The sequence below is a fragment of the Planococcus sp. NCCP-2050 genome, from assembly GCF_023708025.1.
Taxonomy (GTDB): domain Bacteria; phylum Bacillota; class Bacilli; order Bacillales_A; family Planococcaceae; genus Planococcus.
Map to the genome: position 1 here is coordinate 1,553,845 of NZ_BRCX01000001.1, position 16,166 is coordinate 1,570,010.

A 16,166-nucleotide genomic window follows, 5' to 3' on the forward strand; every position below is an offset into this window, starting at 1 on the left:
TATATTTTCGTTACTGCGCCGTTAATCCGCCGTCAATGACGAATTCAGAGCCGGTAGAGTAGCTTGCTTCATCTGATGCAAGGAACAATACCATATTCGATACTTCTTCTGATTGGGCCATACGCTTAAGCGGAATCGTTTTTGCAAACTCTTCGATAAGCGCTTTTGAATCTTCTTGTACAATCATCGGTGTTGCGATAACGCCCGGATGAACCGAGTTGACGCGGATGCCGTAATGCGCGCATTCAATCGCAGCCGCTTTCGTCATGCCGCGCACCGCAAATTTTGTATCCGTGTAGCCGATCGCACCGGCAACGAGCCCGTTCATCGATGAAATATTGACGATGGAACCGCCAACCGTTTTCTGCATGGACGGAATTACCGCTTTCATGCCGAGGAACACAGAAACTTGGTTGATTTCGACGATGCGGCGATATTCTTCCAATGTTGTCTGCAGGATCGATTTAGCTACTGAAATTCCCGCATTGTTAACTAAGATGCTGACCGGTCCAAATGCTTTTTCCGCTTCTGCTACAACTTGCGCCCAGTCTTCTTCGCTTGTTACGTTCTGTTTGACGAATAACGCATTTTCACCTAATTCAGCTGCAAGCGCTTGGCCCTTTTCTTCGTTCAAATCCGTTAAAACAACTTTCGCGCCTTCTTCAATGAACTTTTTCGCGTGAGATGCGCCCATACCTTGAGCCGCTCCTGTAATAATGGCAACTTTTCCTTCTAAACGAGCCATGAAAAATTCCTCCAACTAGATTAATTTATTTTATACTACAACTGTAAATTTACAGATAAATAATCCATTTGTCCATCCGGAGGAATTCATGTCATAATAAATTCACCATTGTCGTTCAATTTATCGACACGAATGAGGAGGGCTTGCCGTGGCAGCCACTGAAGACCGGCGTGTATTGCGGACCCAGAAAAACTTGAAAGACGCACTGCTCGCCTTGCTGGAACAAAAAGAACTTCGCGAACTTTCCATTACGGAAGTCACCAAGAAAGCAAAATGCAACCGGGTGACTTTCTATGCGCATTATAAAGATTTGAACGAATTGCTGTCGGCAATCTTCGACGATTACCTACAGGGGCTCATCACATATTTCCGTCAAAGCTTTAAACACCTGGACCACTTTTCTTCGAAAGACGTCCAGCGGCATTTGCCGATTTTCGAATACATCTATCAGAACCAGCCGATTTTCTCGCTTATCATCAAAGGCGAAGTGCTGCCAGGGTCGCAAAACCAATTTTGCGAAAGCTTGGTACGGGTATCCGCTACGGAACTGGCACTCGCAGGCGAGAACGAACTTAAGATGGAAATTCCGGAATTGAATTATTACCTCACTTATGGAATGCTTGGTTTCTTCATCTATTGGAGCAAACAGAACTTCCTGGACTCACCGGAAACGATGGCGAAGAAAATAGCCGATCTGCATGGCAAAATTTACGAAGGCAGCATCGTTATAGGCGAATAAAACAGGAAAAGCCCACCGGTCGAACCGGTGGGCTTGGGATATGTGGATGAAATTGAGCCGAAACGGGGATAACTGTACCGTTTCGTCATCCTTTTTGACTTACCCACATGTGGGTAAGTTTTTTGAAAAGGAAAATCAGTTATCCACAGCTTTTATCATTAGACAAAATGTTTTTTCTCAACCGTATGTTTCATGATCTCATCTAAATCGACTTCATAGCCGATTCCCGGCTCTTTGGACACCTGCACTTGTCCACCCGTCGCCACAACTTCCGGCTTGATGATGTCTTTTTCCCAGTAGCGGGAAGATGAGGCTGTATCCCCAGGCAAAGTGAAATTGGCCAATGTCGTGATGGCGATGTTGTGGGCACGGCCAATGCCGGACTCCAACATCCCGCCGCACCACATTTCAATATTCTCCTGCTGGCAGAAATCATGGATTTTCTTCGCTTCGGTCAATCCCCCGACGCGTCCCACTTTCATATTGATGATGCGTCCGCTGCCAAGCTCTATCGCTTGCCTCGCATCATCATAGGAATGGATGCTTTCATCCAGGCAAATGGCCGTTTCCAAATGCTTTTGCAGCTTGGCATGGTCGATCAAGTCGCCAGCCGTCAGCGGCTGTTCGATCATCATCAAGTTGAACTGATCCAGCTCTTTCAATAAGTCGATGTCATCCAAGGTATATGCGGAGTTTGCATCAACCATTAGCGGAATATCCGGGAAACGTTCCCGTACCTGCCTGACCACTTCGACGTCTTTTCCGGGCTTGATCTTGATTTTAATCCGCTTATAGCCTTCTTCGGTCTTTTCTTTCACTTCGCTCAGCAAGTCTTCAATATCGTCCTTGATTCCTAAACTCACCCCGACATCAATTGCCCACTTTTCTCCACCGAGCGCTTCCGCAAGTGAAATGCCTTTTGTTTTCGCGTATAAATCCCATACAGCCCCGTCGAGTGCGGATTTTGCCAAATGGTTCCGCTTATATGGACGGAACAATTCATGCACTTCATCCGGATGGTCCAGTTCTTTTTTCAGCAGGAGCGGAACCAGGAATTTCTCCAGCATAATCCAGCTGGAATCCGTAAATTCCTCAATGTACAAAGGAAGTTCGGCAGTGACACACTCGCCCCAGCCCGACATGCCTTCTTCATTTTTCACCTCCACCAGGATAAACAGGCGTTCCTGCTGCGTCCCGAAACTGGTGGTAAAGGGATTTTTCATCTTCATGTTCATCTTGTACAAGTTGATTTCTTCAATTTTCATTTACATCGGCCCCCAATCGATCAATACTCCGACAACAATATAAATCGTTCCAATGACATACCAGATCAATACAAGCGGAATCGCAAATTTGATCCATTTCGACCAAGGCACACCGGCAATCGCAAGCGTCGCCATCAAGACACCGGAAAGCGGTGTGATGATGTTCGTGAATCCATCGCCAAGCGAGTATGCCTGTACCGCAACCTGTCGTGGCACATCCATTAAATCGGCGAGCGGCGTCATAATCGGCATGACAATGGCTGCCTGGCCGCTTCCTGAAGTGACGATCAGATTGAACAGCCCGTTGCCGACGAACATCGCGACTGCGCCCATGACGCTTGAAAACGGTTCAAGAACCGTCGCCATCCCTTGAACGATCGTATCCAATACCATCCCGTTTTCCATGACCACAACGATGGATCGTGCCATCCCGATGATCAACGCGCCATAAACCACGCTCTTACAGCCATTCATAAACTCGGCGACCATTTCATTGGCACCCATTTTCGAGATGAGGCTTGTCAGAATCGCGATGACGATAAAGACACCTGCCATTTCGTTAATGGCCCATTCCAGCTGGAATACACCGTAAACGTAAGCAGCAATTCCGATAACCAATACACCCAAAACCCATTTGTGAACAAGAGTCAATTCGGTTGAAGCATCTTCCATGTTGTTTTTTTCATCCCGCGGGAACGGATTGTCTCTCAAAATACTTTTTTTCGGATCTTTCTTGATGCGGTTTGCATACCACAGAATATAAAGAATCGTTGCAGTAACTACTGTTGCATAGATCAACAAACGATAGCCAAGCCCGGAAAACAGCGGCAATTCCGCAATCGTTTGGGCAAAGCCGGTCGTCGATGGATCCAGAAATCCGACGGCAAAGCCGGAATATGCGCCCAAATAGATAATTGAAACGCCGACAATGGCATCCATTTTCATGGCACGGGCTAAAATGATCCCGATCGGAATAAAAGCAATGACTGCGTTGACGATAATACCCAATCCCCCGAAAACGGAGAACAGAAGAGCTACCATTACGATCAATAGCCATTCTCTATTGCGCGTCTTATCGATTGTTTTCAAAATCACGGTGTTGATGGCGCCTGTACTTTCAATGACAGCGAACGTTCCGCCAATGATCAAAACCAGGAAAATCAATCCCGCGCCGCCGATCATCCCTTCTTGTATCGCTGTAAACACACCAATCGGACTAACCGGCGTCTGCTCAATCGCCTCGTAGCTGTTTGGTATGATGACCGATGCGCCGCTTTCGACCGTTTCCCGTTCAAAGCTTCCGGCCGGAATAATATACGTTAGGAGTGCTGCAAGAATCAGAATCCCGAACAAAATCACATAAGCATCAGGCAATCCCCGTTTTTTCTTTTCTTTCTTTGCCTTGCTTGCTTGGACAGTCATATTATTTCCTCCATTCCCAATTTTCCGAAAATTGAACTTGAATCAAATTATATTGAAGTTTATACTTAAAATCAATACCAAAATAAAGTATATCCTTCAAAAAAAAGAGGTGAACGCATGTCTCTCACTTATGTTGAGAAAACGAAAAAGAAATTTCCAGAGCTCTCCAAGGGGCTTAAAAAAGTAGCTGATGAGCTACTGACCGAACCGCTTTCGTTTGCCATCCATCCGGCTAAAAAAGTAGGAGCCATTATCGGCGTCAGCGAAACGATGGTTATCCGGTTCTGCCATGAAATCGGCTATGCCGGCTATTCCGATCTGCAGCGCGAACTTCGCAGCATCTTTTTGGATCTGGAAAAGACTGAGTCCAAGCAGCAGATTGGCGAAACGGCTCTTGTTCAGTCTTTCGCCCGCCATATGAGCGGCGACATCCACAGAATCCAGGACAATTTGGATCAGATGGATGAAGAAACGCTTGAAAAAGCGATTCAAAAAATCTTAACGAGCGAAAAAATTCTTGTGGCCGGCTATTATCATTCTTTTGCTTTTGCCCATTGGCTATCATTCAACTTGAACTACATTCTTGGAAACGCTTCACTATACCGGCCTGAAACGGATACCGGCCTGTTAAATCTGCCGGCCGAGAAATCCTGCATCGTCATTTTTTCGTTCTATCGCTATGCAGTCGACACCATTGCCTTGGCTAAAGAAGCGAAAGAAAAGGGAATTCCAATCATCACCATTACGGATTCACGGGTTTCACCGGTTGCGGAATTTGCGGACATCGTCATTCCGCTCAAGGTCAATTACCAAAAAGCTTTTGTAGCCAAAGGACCGGTAACCCTCTCGTTCATCAATGCACTGCTGATGGAAATTATCGAACGCGGCGAAAGCCAAGGCAGCCTTCAACCGACTTACAAATACTTTGTAAAGGATGAGAAAAATTAATGGAAAATACACTGACAAAAAAAGTTCAAGAAACATTCGACCATCTGCATGCAAACGCAGAAATCAGCTGGGAAGAGGTCGAAACGACCAAATACCTTCAGCAATTGTTGGAGCAGCACGGCTGCACGACGGAAACGTTCGATGATTGCACCGGCGTCATCGGACGCTACGGCAACTTTGATAAAGGCTTGCCAGTAGTAGGAATCCGCGCCGATATCGATGCCCTATGGCAGGAAGTGAACGGGGAATTCAGAGCGAACCATTCCTGCGGCCATGATGCCCATATGGCAATGGTGCTCGGCGTATTGTGGAAACTCGAAGAAAATCCAGAACTGGCAGATCAAATCGCTGTGAAATTCGTTTTCCAGCCAGCGGAAGAAAAAGGGGAAGGCGCGTTAAAGCTCGTCGATAAAGGCGCCATGGATGACGTGGATTATTTCTACGGCGTCCATTTGCGGCCGGTTCAGGAAACGGCAGTCGGCTATGCGTCCCCTGTCATCGTCCATGGTGCTGCAAAAGTCGTAACCGGTGTCATCAACGGCGATGATGCCCACGGTGCGAGACCGCATCTCACCAATAATGCGATTGAAATCGGCGCGCAAATCGTCAATATGCTCAATCAGATCCATCTCGATCCCCTACAGCCCCATTCCGTTAAAATGACGGCTTTCCATGCGGGCGGAAAAAGTGCAAACATCATTCCCGGCAAAGCGACGTTTTCACTGGATATGCGTGCGCAGACCAACGAACTGATGGCGCAATTGACCGAGAAAGTGCAGAAAATCTTCGAAACCATCCAGAGCCAGCACGCCATCGAAATTGAGACATCTTTCGGAGAAGGCATCGCAGCTGCTGAAAAAGACCAGGATGCGATCGATATCATGACTGAAGCCATCGTTGCCGTTCTCGGTGAAGATAAACTGAAAGAACCGCTGGTCACGACGGGCGGCGATGACTTCCACTTCTATAAGATCAAAAAACCGGAATTGAAAGCGACAATGCTCGGACTCGGCTGTGGTCTGGCACCGGGCCTTCACCACCCCAATATGAGCTTTAACCACGACTCGATGATGGACGGCGTAAACATTCTGCACGAAGCCATCCTTAAAACCTATGGACTTCAGAATTAACCGAAAAAACAGCGAAACCGCCCTTTTGCGAAGGGCGGTTCTTTTAATTCTGTGCCTCGCTCCCATACTTCCTGTATGATGGAAAAAAAGAGGTGATGACGTGATTTTCCAGTTGATTTGGCTTCTGCTAATCGGTTATGCCGCATTTCTAGCTCCTGCGGGTGAAAACCCTGATCCCGTATTCTCCAGAATCTTAAGTGGTGAATGGGGAGAAATTGATCCGCTTGTCTTTGCCGTATTCAATTCACTCGGCCTGTTTCCTCTCGTGTTTTTGACCATTCTCTTGCTGCACGACCACGGAAGATGGCCCGCTTGGCCGTTTGCCCTTTTATCGCTTGGAACCGGCGCTTTTTCACTGCTGCCGTATTTCGCGTTCGGCGACAAGCCAGCTAAATCACGGTCGAACAACCGGACGCCTCATTGGCTCGTAAGTTTCCTGTCCTCGCGCTTCTGGCTGATTGTTTTGATGCTCATGTGGGCAGGCAATTTACTGACTTTGCTGCAAGGATTTTCACTGGCGGCTTACCGGGAAGCTTTTTTCGATTCCGGGCTCGTGTCCGTTATGACTGTTGACTGGTTCGTCTTATGGGGCTTATCGGTCTATGCCACTTACCGCTTTTTCCCGGATGCGTCACGAAAAGCGCTTGCGTGGATTCCGATTCTTGGTCCTGTGCTCGTTATGTGGCTGAACAAAAACAAAATGCCCAAAAACTAAAAAGCACGCCAATTCAAAAGGTCTCGATGACCCATTGAATCGGCGTGCTTTTTCATTGAATTTATTCGAATAAAGGCGTGACCGGTTTTTCGTTGTGGACGTGCTCGATCGCTTCTGCAAGCAATGGCGCAACGGACAGGATCGTGATTTTCGGTGTGCGCTTTTCTTCCGGGACGTAGATCGTATTGGTAACGACCAGTTCCGTCACTGCGGAATCTTCGATTTTTTGGACGGCACCGTCGGACAATACGCCGTGCGTACAGCAAGCGTAGACGCCTTTTGCCCCGTTTTCCACCAGCACTTTGGCCGCTTTGGAAATCGTTTCTGCCGTATCGACGATGTCGACGATGATGATAGCGTTCTTGCCTTGGATATCGCCGACGATGTTGACGATTTCCGGCTCTCCCGGCTGCGGACGGCGTTTGTCGATAAAGCCAATCGGCACATCAAGGTCGTTCGCCAGTTTCCGCGCGCGGCTCAGCCCGCCGTTGTCCGGAGCTACGACGATCGCATTTTCCAGCCCTTTGTTCAGGAAATGCTCGGCGATGACCGTTTCACCCAGCAGCTGATCGACCGGCATATCAAAGAAGCCTTGGATCTGCGGCGCGTGGAGGTCTATCGTGATGATGCGGGTTGCCCCCGCTGTTTCTAACATATTCGCCACAAGTTTTGCGGTGATCGGTTCGCGCGAACTCGCTTTCCGGTCCTGGCGCGCATAGCCGTAATACGGAATGACCACGTTGATCGTCTCGGCGGAAGCCCGCTTCAACGCATCGATCATGATCAAGAGCTCCATCGTATGTTCATAGCCCGGCTGTGAAGTGGACTGAACGATGAAGACTTCCGCCCCGCGCACGCTTTCCTCCAAATGGATTTGCACTTCCCCGTCGCTGAAACGGTTGATCGAGCTCTTGCCCATTTCGCAGCCAAGCAAGTCGGCAATCTCCTGAGTCAACTCCGGATTTGAATTCAAGGTGAATAATTTAAAGTTCTTTCTTAATTGATAAGGCATGTCGTGCTCCTCCTCCGCAAAAATCGGTTGATCAAATGATGGGCCGGCCGGCAACCCTTGCCGCACAGCCGCTATCTGTTGCTTTTATGATACCTTTTTGCGGGAGGAATAGCCAATGGTTAAAAGTTCCGTTGATGCAATTAAATAAAAAAAGGAATCAAAATAAAGAATAGAATGACCTTAATATTTTTTATTGTTCCACTCTAAAAACATGGGCGTTATATTCAACAAAATCGAAAGTATCACCAAAACCCATAATGCTCCTGCCATTATGGGCACCACATCCTGTAAAGCAGACCAATCTTCCGCCTGTACCCAATCGGACACCATCGAGTAGTCTGCCACAACGCTCAATGCGGTGAATGATAAACCAATTGCCATGGCCAACTTATAGTCTTTGCCTATTGCGTACAGGTAGAGATTTATAAAAGTTGCTGCAATGGCGATAAGCCCTAAAATGAACCACATTGACCATTCCTCCATCTTTTTTTAGACTTAATTTTATACGTTATAAATTTAACTACTTTATCATAACGTTGGTTTTTTTACAAAAGTTTCCACAAAAAGAAAAAGCTAACCTTTTACATCTTTTTTCCCTATCGACGTTTCGCTTTCTCGCTGTGACATTTCATCTCTCTGTCCGTCTAAGTTTAAAAGGGGATGTTCCGATGAAATTCTACTGGCTAGCCGTTCTGCTGTTTTATATAGCGTGGTTCTTATTTTCTACAGCCAATTTTTCAGAAGTGGTTTGGTGGTCTATTTTTTCTTCAAACCGTGCGACACATACTCCCTATATCGAACAAGTATCCGTCGTGAAAATCGCAGCGACGGCTCTTATTTTCGGCGGCCTGCACGTCCTGATTCACCGAAGTAAACCAGCCAAATAAACGTTGGGGGTTCCTTCTTTATTCACAGAGAAAATTTGTGCTACAGTGGGTAAAATGAAAAATAACAGAAGGTGAAAAAATGAACTACACTTGCCCATGCTGCGGATATAAAACGCTAAATGAGGAACCACCGGGAACGTATGAGATATGCGGCATTTGCTATTGGGAAGATGATGCCGTCCAATTTCATGACCCGGATTATGAAGGTGGAGCAAATGGAGTTTCGCTCAGACAAGCGCAGCGAAACTACGCGGCATTCGGTGCGTGCGATGAAGCTTCGATTGAGTCTGTCAGAAAACCGACTAAAAAGGATGTAAAAGACCTTACGTAAAGGGCATTTTCAGAAGGAATTTAAGAAAAAGGGGTCAGCGAAGCAAAATTTTTTCGAATATCCAGAATGCACTGCCTGGCAACGTGCCGACGACACTTCAAATTTTACAAAATGGACCGTTTATTTTGATCTGGAAGCTGATGAAGAGGATTTAGAAGCAGGAAATGCAGCCGACACAGAATTCTCCTCTTCATTTCTTAAGTCTGAAACAAACAACACAGTCATTGAAGATATTAATCAGCCAAAATCTGAACCGCTTCCTTGGACGAAAGACGGAAAAATCGATGGATTTTTAGTATTCTAACTCCCCTAAGGACGAAGGGGTTGAACGCCTTCCTCTCTTTATCTCCCTTTTTCTGACAGCAAATTTGCCGAAAAAATAAGTAAAGACCAGCAGTTTCCAATGTACGTTGCAATAAAAGAGAGAATAAAGCCCATCTTTTACCCGAGGAGGAAGATCTATGAAATTTGGCATCATCGGCACGAACTGGATTACGGACCGCTTCCTGAAAGCGGCCGCGCAGCACCCAAGCTTCACACTCAGCGCTGTCTATTCCCGAAAGGAAGAAACGGGGCGCGCATTCGCGGAAAAATACGGCGTCGATTCCGTCTACACGGACCTTGCTGAAATGTTTTCAAGCGGCGGCATCGAAGCGGTCTATATCGCTTCCCCCAATTCGCTGCACGCTGAACAAAGCATCCTTGCGATGGAGCACGGAATCCACGTCCTGTGCGAAAAGCCGGCGGTAACGACGGTCGAAGAAATGGACCGCATCATCGAAGCGTCACAAAAATACGGGACGACGTTCATGGAAGCGATGAAGTCGACCGTGACGCCGTCGTTCCTGAACATGAAAGAACATCTCGGCAAGATCGGACCGGTCCGCCGCTTTTTCTTCCATTACAACCAATACTCGTCGCGCTACGACAATTACAAACAAGGCATCATCGAAAATTCCTTCAAGCCGGAACTCGGCAACGGTGCCCGCATGGACCTTGGCGTCTACGGCATCGCCCCGGTCGTCCACCTGGCCGGCGCACCGGAGTCGTTCCTCCGTAACGATTACCGGCTGTCGACAGGCGCCGACGGCCAAGGCAGCATGATTCTGAACTACGGAGACAAAGAAGCGGTCGTCACCTATTCGAAGATTTCCGATTCCGCACTGCCAAGCGAAATCCAAGGCGAAGACGGCACGATCGAAATCGACCGCATCAGTGACCCGAAACGCATCACCTTGAAATACCGCAACGGCCGAACCGAAGACCTGTCCGTTCCGCATGAGTTCGATACGATGTACTACGAACTTGCGGAATTCATTCGCTGCGTGGAGAATGGGGAAATTGAATCTCCGGTCAATACGCATGCAATTTCTCGGGAGACGGTAAGATTGTTGATGTAAGAGCTGAATAATATTTCTTAATCCATTTATTTTTATAGTTAATCCTAAGGTTCTCTTATTAACTACCTTTAATTGAAACGAGATTCTTAATTATTATTCTTCTTTATTTGAAGCCTTTCACGCCATAACACGTATATATATTTAAAGATTACATCATGAGACAGGAGCTGGATTAATGCTTGAGAATTTCTTGCAAAATTTTTATACTCGATACTCAATTAAAGGATACAAAATTATTGGAAATAATTTAACATATCAATTTGTTATTGTAATCCTTCTTTTAATGACGATTTGGTTACATATATTAATTAATGAGGATTTTTTCTCTTACTTGATTTTATTTCGTTTATATATTTATATGAAGCATTTGGGTAAATTAATGGATATTAAGCTAAATGAATATTATTCTAAAATGAAAATAGACTCGAAAAACTACATTAAAAAATTTTTAAGCCAAAAACTATTACTTAATCATTCATCGCAATACAAGGAATTTGCAGTTTTATTGAAACAATATGCAGATGAAAATAAAAGGTCGTATAATTTTATTCCTTATTTATCTATGATTTTGCCTGTTCTACTTTTTACAAGTTCAATCACCGCTCAAATATACCCACAATTTCTTGTGAGTATTATATTAATTACATTAGGCGCGTCCTTCTTTCTAATTATTCTTAATCCAATTATAAATACTTACTTGAAATTATCGAAAAATGTCAAAGCAGAGATGTCTCTAGGATTATCAAATACTGTTTTTGAAATCTACTTAGAAAAATCTGTAGCTGAACATAAAACTCAAACTAAAGAAGTACATGAAAAGAAATTTTTCGAATCTCATTCTATTCCATTTTCGTAATCCAATTACTTTTAATTTTTAACCGCTTGATAATAAAATAACCAGGCGTCTTTGGAGACCGCCTGGTTACATGTGTTAATCTTATTTGATTTATTCTCCCACCATGCCGTCATTGTCGTTATCCCGCATATACGGGTACAACCAATGGTCGCTCATGATCGGCATGCTGAAGCCCGCCGCTTTCGCTTCCTTGATCGTCACTTGGCCATTGCCGTCTGTGTCAACTGTCGAAACGTCGCCACCAGCATCTGAAGCCGGCGCTGCAGGCGCACTTTCGGTTTCAGCTTCCGCAGATTCAGCAGCATCGCCGCCCGTTAAGCCGAGTGATTCGTTCACTTCATCCGGGTTCACGTTATCGTAGTTGTCTACGACTTTGTTGCCATTGACCGTATACGTGTACTGGTAATGGGAAGGAATCTGCGTTTCCGTATCCGGATACGTGATGATTGCTTCAAAATCCACAGCACCTCCAGCTTTACGGATGACATCTTCCATATAAGCCTGGTCACCGTAGCGGTTCAATGTACTTTCCTGCGGCGTGATATTGTAGGCATTCGATACGCCGCCAAGCGAATCCGCAATGACATGCCCTTCGTCTAACGCAGCACTTTCAACGCCAGGCACCTTCGCCTCGTCTGGATAATATCTGCCTGCCGAAGTTACAGGTTCAGTATTATCGTCTTGAAGAATGATTTCACTTGCCACAACACGCACAAGCTGCCCGTTTTCATTGGTGAAAGCCCAGTATTCCCGGTCTCCAAAACCAATGTCGACCACGACATTCGCTTCACGATATCCGGACAAATCGCCGCCGTCCACTTCAATCGGTGTGTATCCAGCGAACAGGTCGTTCGCAGGTTCTGCCGGCGTTTCTTCTACTGCAGGTTCTTCGACAACTTCAGTTGCTGGTTCTTCTTCTACAACTTCAGGAGTCACTTCTTCTTCGCTGCTTTTTTCTTCTTCAACCGTGCTTACTTCCTTTAAATCTGTATCTGTTTCTTCAACAGAGGCTACATCTTCTGCGTCGGTACAACCGACCAGGAAGACGGCCATTAAAAGTAAGATCAAATAATTCTTTTTCATTTCATGACGCTCCTATAATGTTTTTTCATCGACTATTGGCTTCTGTAATATGCATTCGTTTCGAATCGTTAAAGATTCGTATTTAAGTATAGCATTTTATAGTGAATAAAAACGCTGAATTGTAAACATTTGACTTTAATAATTAATATATCAAGCTCTATTCAGTATCTGATCGAAGAACGCTTAATCCATCCAACTCGCCAAAACAAAAACACCTCATTTACTGAATTTCTGAATGAACAGAAACTCCATTAAATAAGGTGTTGAAGAATTTTTTTCAATTAGTTTCGCTTATTTTTTTCTTTCCAATCATGCGGCCCTCTTACCCAACCGCCGATTGCCGCTCCCATGGCAGCCATCGGCGTATCAAATTCAATATCTTCCATGACGAGCAATTGATTATGAAGAGGGACAAGTTTTTTATCCAATATCAACTTTTCCCGCAGTTTGATGTACTTCTTCGGACACTTTGGCGAGGTAGATGCAGCAAATTTCGAACCTTGTTTCACGACAAAGCTCGAAGCTTTGGAGTAGCCAACGGCATCCGCACCTCTTTTGGACTGGATGGTCAAAAGCTCGGGTTCTACTTCTTGAACAATCTCCGGGAATTGAGCCATATCAAAAGGGAAAACCACTTCCTCTTTTCCTGTTTCCAAATCTACTTTTAAAAATTGATAAAGTTCTCCGTACTTTTCATTTACTAACTTTTTCACATAGATTTCCTGCGCCATTTGATCATCTCCTCAAGTTTGTCTTTCTTTTACTCAATATATAGAGATGATTGGCTCTAAGAGATACCTATTTGTTAATTAACCGGAAGAAGATTGGTTTTTCTTTCGAAATAAGCATGCAGACGATAGTCCGTAATTTCTTTCGTCCAGTTATATAGGAACTCTTTTTCACCTGATGCCGGGTCTAAATGAAGTTTAAACTCATTATTAAAAAACGTTATTAAACCATTTGCTGCGCTGCCGCTCCATTTAGTCATCGGCATCGTTGAGATAAGGTTAGCGACTTTCTTCTCATCGTACTGGCGTAATCTTTTGCCTTGTGCATCATTAAAATCCGTATTCAACCGGTAATCTTTTGCCGTTAAATAGTGATGAAAGAATGGCGCTGTTTCTTGAGGTGTCACAGGATCCAGCCAATGTTCTGGCTCTTTCGACAACATATAACTTAAAACCACCATTTTATAGCTCTTCGTCATCCCTGTCCTTTCTAACTCAATAAACCAATGCTTGAACTTTAGCCAGAGTTCGTTCTCTTCCTCATTCAGCTCATCTGCATAGGCGAGCATGCCGATGTAACTTCCGCATTCCTGTTTCACGACTTTGGAATCGATGTTCGCCTGTAGATGGAACTCTAAATAAGTTGGGCGTCTGCCCAGCTCTTTCTTCAATTCGTTATAAGCTATGACAATGGATTCTTTTCGCGGAGCTCTCTTCTTTCGCATCTCTCCCAAAAGGTTAATCACTTGCAGATCCAAATTGAACTCACATACGGCTGGCACAAGCGGTTCGATGGCTTTATTGCCAACAGTCTGTTCTTGCTTGTCAAAAACAGCCATTTTCAAGTCCGCATTGCGATAATTCCCGATAAAATCGATGATGACACAATGTGATTTCCCTTCTGCAATTCGAAGGCCACGTCCAATCTGCTGCGTATAAACCGCCAATGATTCGGTCGGCCGAATAAAAAGCAGCGTATCCACTTTTGGAATATCTACACCTTCATTAAACAGATCCACTGTGAAAATCGTTTCCAGTTCTCCGGTTTCCAATTTAGTCCGAGCAGACTTTCTTTCGCTTGAATGCGATTCTCCGTGAAGTGCAATTGATCGTACGCCTTTTTGCTGAAAGAAACGATTCATATAAATCGCTTGTTTGACTGAAGAACAGAAAACAATCGTTCTCGTTTGTTTATATCGAATCCATTCATCAAAAATTTTCTCTGCAAAATCTTCGCGCATTTGAATTTGCAAAAGTTCTTCTTCATCATAGCGAGTGCCGCGCCAAGGGATTGCTGAATAATCGGTGTCGTCGTAGACACCATAATAATGGAAAGGTGCGAGCCAGCTTCGTTCGATCGCGTCTAAAAAGTGTATTGAGATGGCAACGTTGCCGTCACATAGGGCGTATACATCTTTATTGTCCATTCGATCCGGTGTAGCCGTAATCCCTAATAAAAATTGAGGTTCAAAATGGTTTAATAATCGCTCATACGTAGGTGCTGCTGCATGATGAAATTCATCCACAACGACTAAATCGAAAGCATCTTTCTCAAAACGGTTCAAATGATAGTCACTGCCTAGGGTATAAATTGAAGCAAAGATAAAATCGGCTTCTGTTTTTTTCTCAGAAGCATTGTAAAAAGCACTCGAACGTCTTGGGTGAACATGTTTAAACGACGCTTCCGCTTGAATCAGAATTTCTTCCCGGTGCGCGACAAATAACACCCGCTTAAATCTTTCTGCAAAAAATGCAGCGAGATAGGTTTTGCCAAGCCCCGTTGCAAGAACCACCATCGCCCGGCTATAATCTTCAGCCATTGCATTTTCTAATGCAGCTAAAGCCTCCTGTTGTGCAGGTCTCGGAGTAATTTCTACTTCATACGACACAGAAGTTTCAGCAATTTCTGGTTCTTGGGGAAGGCCTGGTCCAACCGTCATTTCCACTTCTTCTGCTTCCGACCACACCGGACTGATTGGATTTTTTATATTCGCTTTTTTATGTAAGGAACGATATTCAGCAAGCGTCTCCGGATTTAAAGGAATCGTTTGATCCGCGTAAAAGCTTGTAAGAAATTGTGTTGTGGCTTCCTCAAACACTTCTGCATCGACAGAAGTGGGCGCAATCAAGCTCCACTCAACTCCTGTAGTCAGAGCGGAAGAGGATAAATTGGAAGAGCCTACGATTAAATGAGACACATCTTTCCCCCGAAACAAATAAGATTTCGGATGAAAAGAAGTCCCGCCACTCTTCCAGATACGTACTTCCGCTGAAGGTAAACCTTCCAGAAGCATTTGCAATGCATCGGGTTGTGTGACGAATAAATAATCGCCTACCAGTAGTTTAATCGGTACTCCCTTGTTAGCAGCTTGCTTCAAAAATGGAATGATTTTTTTAACACCTGATTTCATAGCAAATGCGGTAATCCAATTGATTTCTATTGCCTCTTTAGACAATCTCTCCAAGTGAGAAAGTAATTGGGAAGTGACCAGTTCCAGCTTAGTCATCTTCGACCTCAATAAGAAAAATACGCTTCTCGAATCCTCCACGCTTTTCTGCTTTTTGCTTGCGAACTTCTTCCAGCTCTTCGAAAGACGAACCATGAAGTTTTACAGCAGAGTGTAGTAATTCTAGAATATCAGCCAACTCTTCGACCGCTTCTTTATCGCTACTCGCTTCTACATACTCGATAAGTTCTTCCGACAATTTCTTTTTTAGTTCTGTTTCATATTCTTTTTCTGACAAAATACGCGTTGAAAATTCTTTATTTGTTTTCTGTATGACTTCCGGGATATGATCACGGACTAGTTTGTTATAGATTGGCAAGGAAATTCCTCATTTCATATTTAATAATGTCTTTAGTTAATTATATAGATAATTTAGTTTAATTCAAAAAGCTATTCTA

17 protein-coding genes are annotated in these 16,166 nt (G+C 44.7%); 8 read left to right on the plus strand and 9 right to left on the minus strand.

The features are described 5' to 3' along the window. Positions 1 to 10: 10 nt before the first annotated feature. Positions 11 to 745: a glucose 1-dehydrogenase gene (locus tag NFU07_RS07640; RefSeq protein ID WP_251476391.1), complete on the minus strand. Its 735-nt coding sequence runs from the start codon at positions 743 to 745 to the stop codon at positions 11 to 13. Positions 746 to 893: 148 nt separating this feature from the next. Here NFU07_RS07640 and NFU07_RS07645 point away from each other — a divergent pair, with 148 nt between their 5' ends. Then, a complete protein-coding gene (locus tag NFU07_RS07645) occupies positions 894 to 1,484 on the plus strand; it encodes a TetR/AcrR family transcriptional regulator (RefSeq protein WP_251476393.1) in 591 nt (196 codons plus the stop codon). 158 nt (positions 1,485 to 1,642) lie between these two features. Here the strand turns inward: NFU07_RS07645 and menC are convergent, their stop codons facing one another. Next, positions 1,643 to 2,749: an o-succinylbenzoate synthase gene (gene menC, locus NFU07_RS07650; protein WP_251476395.1), complete on the minus strand. Its 1,107-nt coding sequence runs from the start codon at positions 2,747 to 2,749 to the stop codon at positions 1,643 to 1,645. After that, positions 2,750 to 4,171 (minus strand): YfcC family protein, encoded by a 1,422-nt coding sequence (locus NFU07_RS07655; protein ID WP_251476397.1) that lies wholly within the window; start codon positions 4,169 to 4,171, stop codon positions 2,750 to 2,752. A gap of 117 nt (positions 4,172 to 4,288) precedes the next feature. Between NFU07_RS07655 and NFU07_RS07660 the strand changes: the two genes are divergently transcribed. From NFU07_RS07660 to NFU07_RS07670, 3 genes are all read left to right on the plus strand, one after another. After that, on the plus strand, positions 4,289 to 5,119 hold the full coding sequence (locus tag NFU07_RS07660) for a MurR/RpiR family transcriptional regulator (protein WP_235197449.1): 831 nt from the start codon (positions 4,289 to 4,291) through the stop codon (positions 5,117 to 5,119). Then, positions 5,119 to 6,249, plus strand: coding sequence for a M20 peptidase aminoacylase family protein (locus NFU07_RS07665; protein WP_251476399.1), 1,131 nt, complete (start codon positions 5,119 to 5,121; stop codon positions 6,247 to 6,249). The genes NFU07_RS07660 and NFU07_RS07665 overlap by 1 nt, the downstream gene beginning before the upstream one ends. Positions 6,250 to 6,349: 100 nt before the next feature. Continuing rightward, a complete protein-coding gene (locus NFU07_RS07670; protein ID WP_251476401.1) occupies positions 6,350 to 6,964 on the plus strand; it encodes a hypothetical protein in 615 nt (204 codons plus the stop codon). A gap of 61 nt (positions 6,965 to 7,025) precedes the next feature. Here the strand turns inward: NFU07_RS07670 and NFU07_RS07675 are convergent, their stop codons facing one another. Together NFU07_RS07675 and NFU07_RS07680 are read right to left on the minus strand one after the other, a co-directional pair. Next, on the minus strand, positions 7,026 to 7,976 hold the full coding sequence (locus NFU07_RS07675) for a ribose-phosphate diphosphokinase (protein WP_251476403.1): 951 nt from the start codon (positions 7,974 to 7,976) through the stop codon (positions 7,026 to 7,028). Between the two features lie 180 nt (positions 7,977 to 8,156). Beyond that, positions 8,157 to 8,444 carry a hypothetical protein gene (locus tag NFU07_RS07680; RefSeq protein WP_251476405.1) on the minus strand — a complete coding sequence of 96 codons (288 nt, stop codon included), beginning with the start codon at positions 8,442 to 8,444 and terminating at the stop codon, positions 8,157 to 8,159. A 200-nt stretch (positions 8,445 to 8,644) separates the two neighbouring features. On the opposite strand from NFU07_RS07680, the gene NFU07_RS07685 reads away from it, so the two are divergent. From NFU07_RS07685 to NFU07_RS07700, 4 genes are all read left to right on the plus strand, one after another. Continuing rightward, positions 8,645 to 8,863 carry a hypothetical protein gene (locus NFU07_RS07685; protein ID WP_251476407.1) on the plus strand — a complete coding sequence of 73 codons (219 nt, stop codon included), beginning with the start codon at positions 8,645 to 8,647 and terminating at the stop codon, positions 8,861 to 8,863. A 79-nt stretch (positions 8,864 to 8,942) separates the two neighbouring features. Continuing rightward, on the plus strand, positions 8,943 to 9,194 hold the full coding sequence (locus NFU07_RS07690; RefSeq protein WP_251476409.1) for a CPCC family cysteine-rich protein: 252 nt from the start codon (positions 8,943 to 8,945) through the stop codon (positions 9,192 to 9,194). 461 nt (positions 9,195 to 9,655) lie between these two features. Further along, the gene (locus NFU07_RS07695) at positions 9,656 to 10,594 is read left to right on the plus strand and encodes a Gfo/Idh/MocA family protein (protein WP_251476410.1); all 939 of its coding nucleotides are present in this window, start codon (positions 9,656 to 9,658) and stop codon (positions 10,592 to 10,594) included. Positions 10,595 to 10,769: 175 nt separating this feature from the next. Further along, positions 10,770 to 11,450 carry a hypothetical protein gene (locus tag NFU07_RS07700; protein WP_251476412.1) on the plus strand — a complete coding sequence of 227 codons (681 nt, stop codon included), beginning with the start codon at positions 10,770 to 10,772 and terminating at the stop codon, positions 11,448 to 11,450. Positions 11,451 to 11,540: 90 nt separating this feature from the next. On the opposite strand, the gene NFU07_RS07705 is transcribed toward NFU07_RS07700, so the two are convergent. The 4 genes from NFU07_RS07705 to NFU07_RS07720 all read right to left on the minus strand — a co-directional run bounded on the left by NFU07_RS07705 (position 11,541) and on the right by NFU07_RS07720 (position 16,087). Beyond that, positions 11,541 to 12,533: a DNA/RNA non-specific endonuclease gene (locus tag NFU07_RS07705; protein WP_251476414.1), complete on the minus strand. Its 993-nt coding sequence runs from the start codon at positions 12,531 to 12,533 to the stop codon at positions 11,541 to 11,543. Positions 12,534 to 12,814: 281 nt separating this feature from the next. After that, complete coding sequence (locus tag NFU07_RS07710; RefSeq protein ID WP_251476417.1) at positions 12,815 to 13,264, minus strand: methionine sulfoxide reductase; 450 nt, start codon at positions 13,262 to 13,264, stop codon at positions 12,815 to 12,817. Positions 13,265 to 13,338: 74 nt separating this feature from the next. Then, positions 13,339 to 15,768: a DEAD/DEAH box helicase family protein gene (locus tag NFU07_RS07715; protein ID WP_251476419.1), complete on the minus strand. Its 2,430-nt coding sequence runs from the start codon at positions 15,766 to 15,768 to the stop codon at positions 13,339 to 13,341. Then, positions 15,761 to 16,087, minus strand: coding sequence for a nucleoside triphosphate pyrophosphohydrolase (locus tag NFU07_RS07720; protein WP_251476421.1), 327 nt, complete (start codon positions 16,085 to 16,087; stop codon positions 15,761 to 15,763). The genes NFU07_RS07715 and NFU07_RS07720 overlap by 8 nt, the downstream gene beginning before the upstream one ends. Positions 16,088 to 16,166: the final 79 nt, after the last annotated feature.

What these genes read in the sequence shown, in the direction of transcription:
- NFU07_RS07640 (WP_251476391.1), bottom strand. Translation starts at nt 745, where the DNA reads ATGGCTCGTTTAGAAGGAAAAGTTGCCATTATTACAGGAGCGGCTCAA.
- menC (WP_251476395.1), bottom strand. Translation starts at nt 2,749, where the DNA reads ATGAAAATTGAAGAAATCAACTTGTACAAGATGAACATGAAGATGAAA.
- NFU07_RS07655 (WP_251476397.1), bottom strand. Translation starts at nt 4,171, where the DNA reads ATGACTGTCCAAGCAAGCAAGGCAAAGAAAGAAAAGAAAAAACGGGGA.
- NFU07_RS07660 (WP_235197449.1), top strand. Translation starts at nt 4,289, where the DNA reads ATGTCTCTCACTTATGTTGAGAAAACGAAAAAGAAATTTCCAGAGCTC.
- NFU07_RS07665 (WP_251476399.1), top strand. Translation starts at nt 5,119, where the DNA reads ATGGAAAATACACTGACAAAAAAAGTTCAAGAAACATTCGACCATCTG.
- NFU07_RS07675 (WP_251476403.1), bottom strand. Translation starts at nt 7,976, where the DNA reads ATGCCTTATCAATTAAGAAAGAACTTTAAATTATTCACCTTGAATTCA.
- NFU07_RS07680 (WP_251476405.1), bottom strand. Translation starts at nt 8,444, where the DNA reads ATGTGGTTCATTTTAGGGCTTATCGCCATTGCAGCAACTTTTATAAAT.
- NFU07_RS07685 (WP_251476407.1), top strand. Translation starts at nt 8,645, where the DNA reads ATGAAATTCTACTGGCTAGCCGTTCTGCTGTTTTATATAGCGTGGTTC.
- NFU07_RS07690 (WP_251476409.1), top strand. Translation starts at nt 8,943, where the DNA reads ATGAACTACACTTGCCCATGCTGCGGATATAAAACGCTAAATGAGGAA.
- NFU07_RS07695 (WP_251476410.1), top strand. Translation starts at nt 9,656, where the DNA reads ATGAAATTTGGCATCATCGGCACGAACTGGATTACGGACCGCTTCCTG.
- NFU07_RS07700 (WP_251476412.1), top strand. Translation starts at nt 10,770, where the DNA reads ATGCTTGAGAATTTCTTGCAAAATTTTTATACTCGATACTCAATTAAA.
- NFU07_RS07705 (WP_251476414.1), bottom strand. Translation starts at nt 12,533, where the DNA reads ATGAAAAAGAATTATTTGATCTTACTTTTAATGGCCGTCTTCCTGGTC.
- NFU07_RS07710 (WP_251476417.1), bottom strand. Translation starts at nt 13,264, where the DNA reads ATGGCGCAGGAAATCTATGTGAAAAAGTTAGTAAATGAAAAGTACGGA.
- NFU07_RS07715 (WP_251476419.1), bottom strand. Translation starts at nt 15,768, where the DNA reads ATGACTAAGCTGGAACTGGTCACTTCCCAATTACTTTCTCACTTGGAG.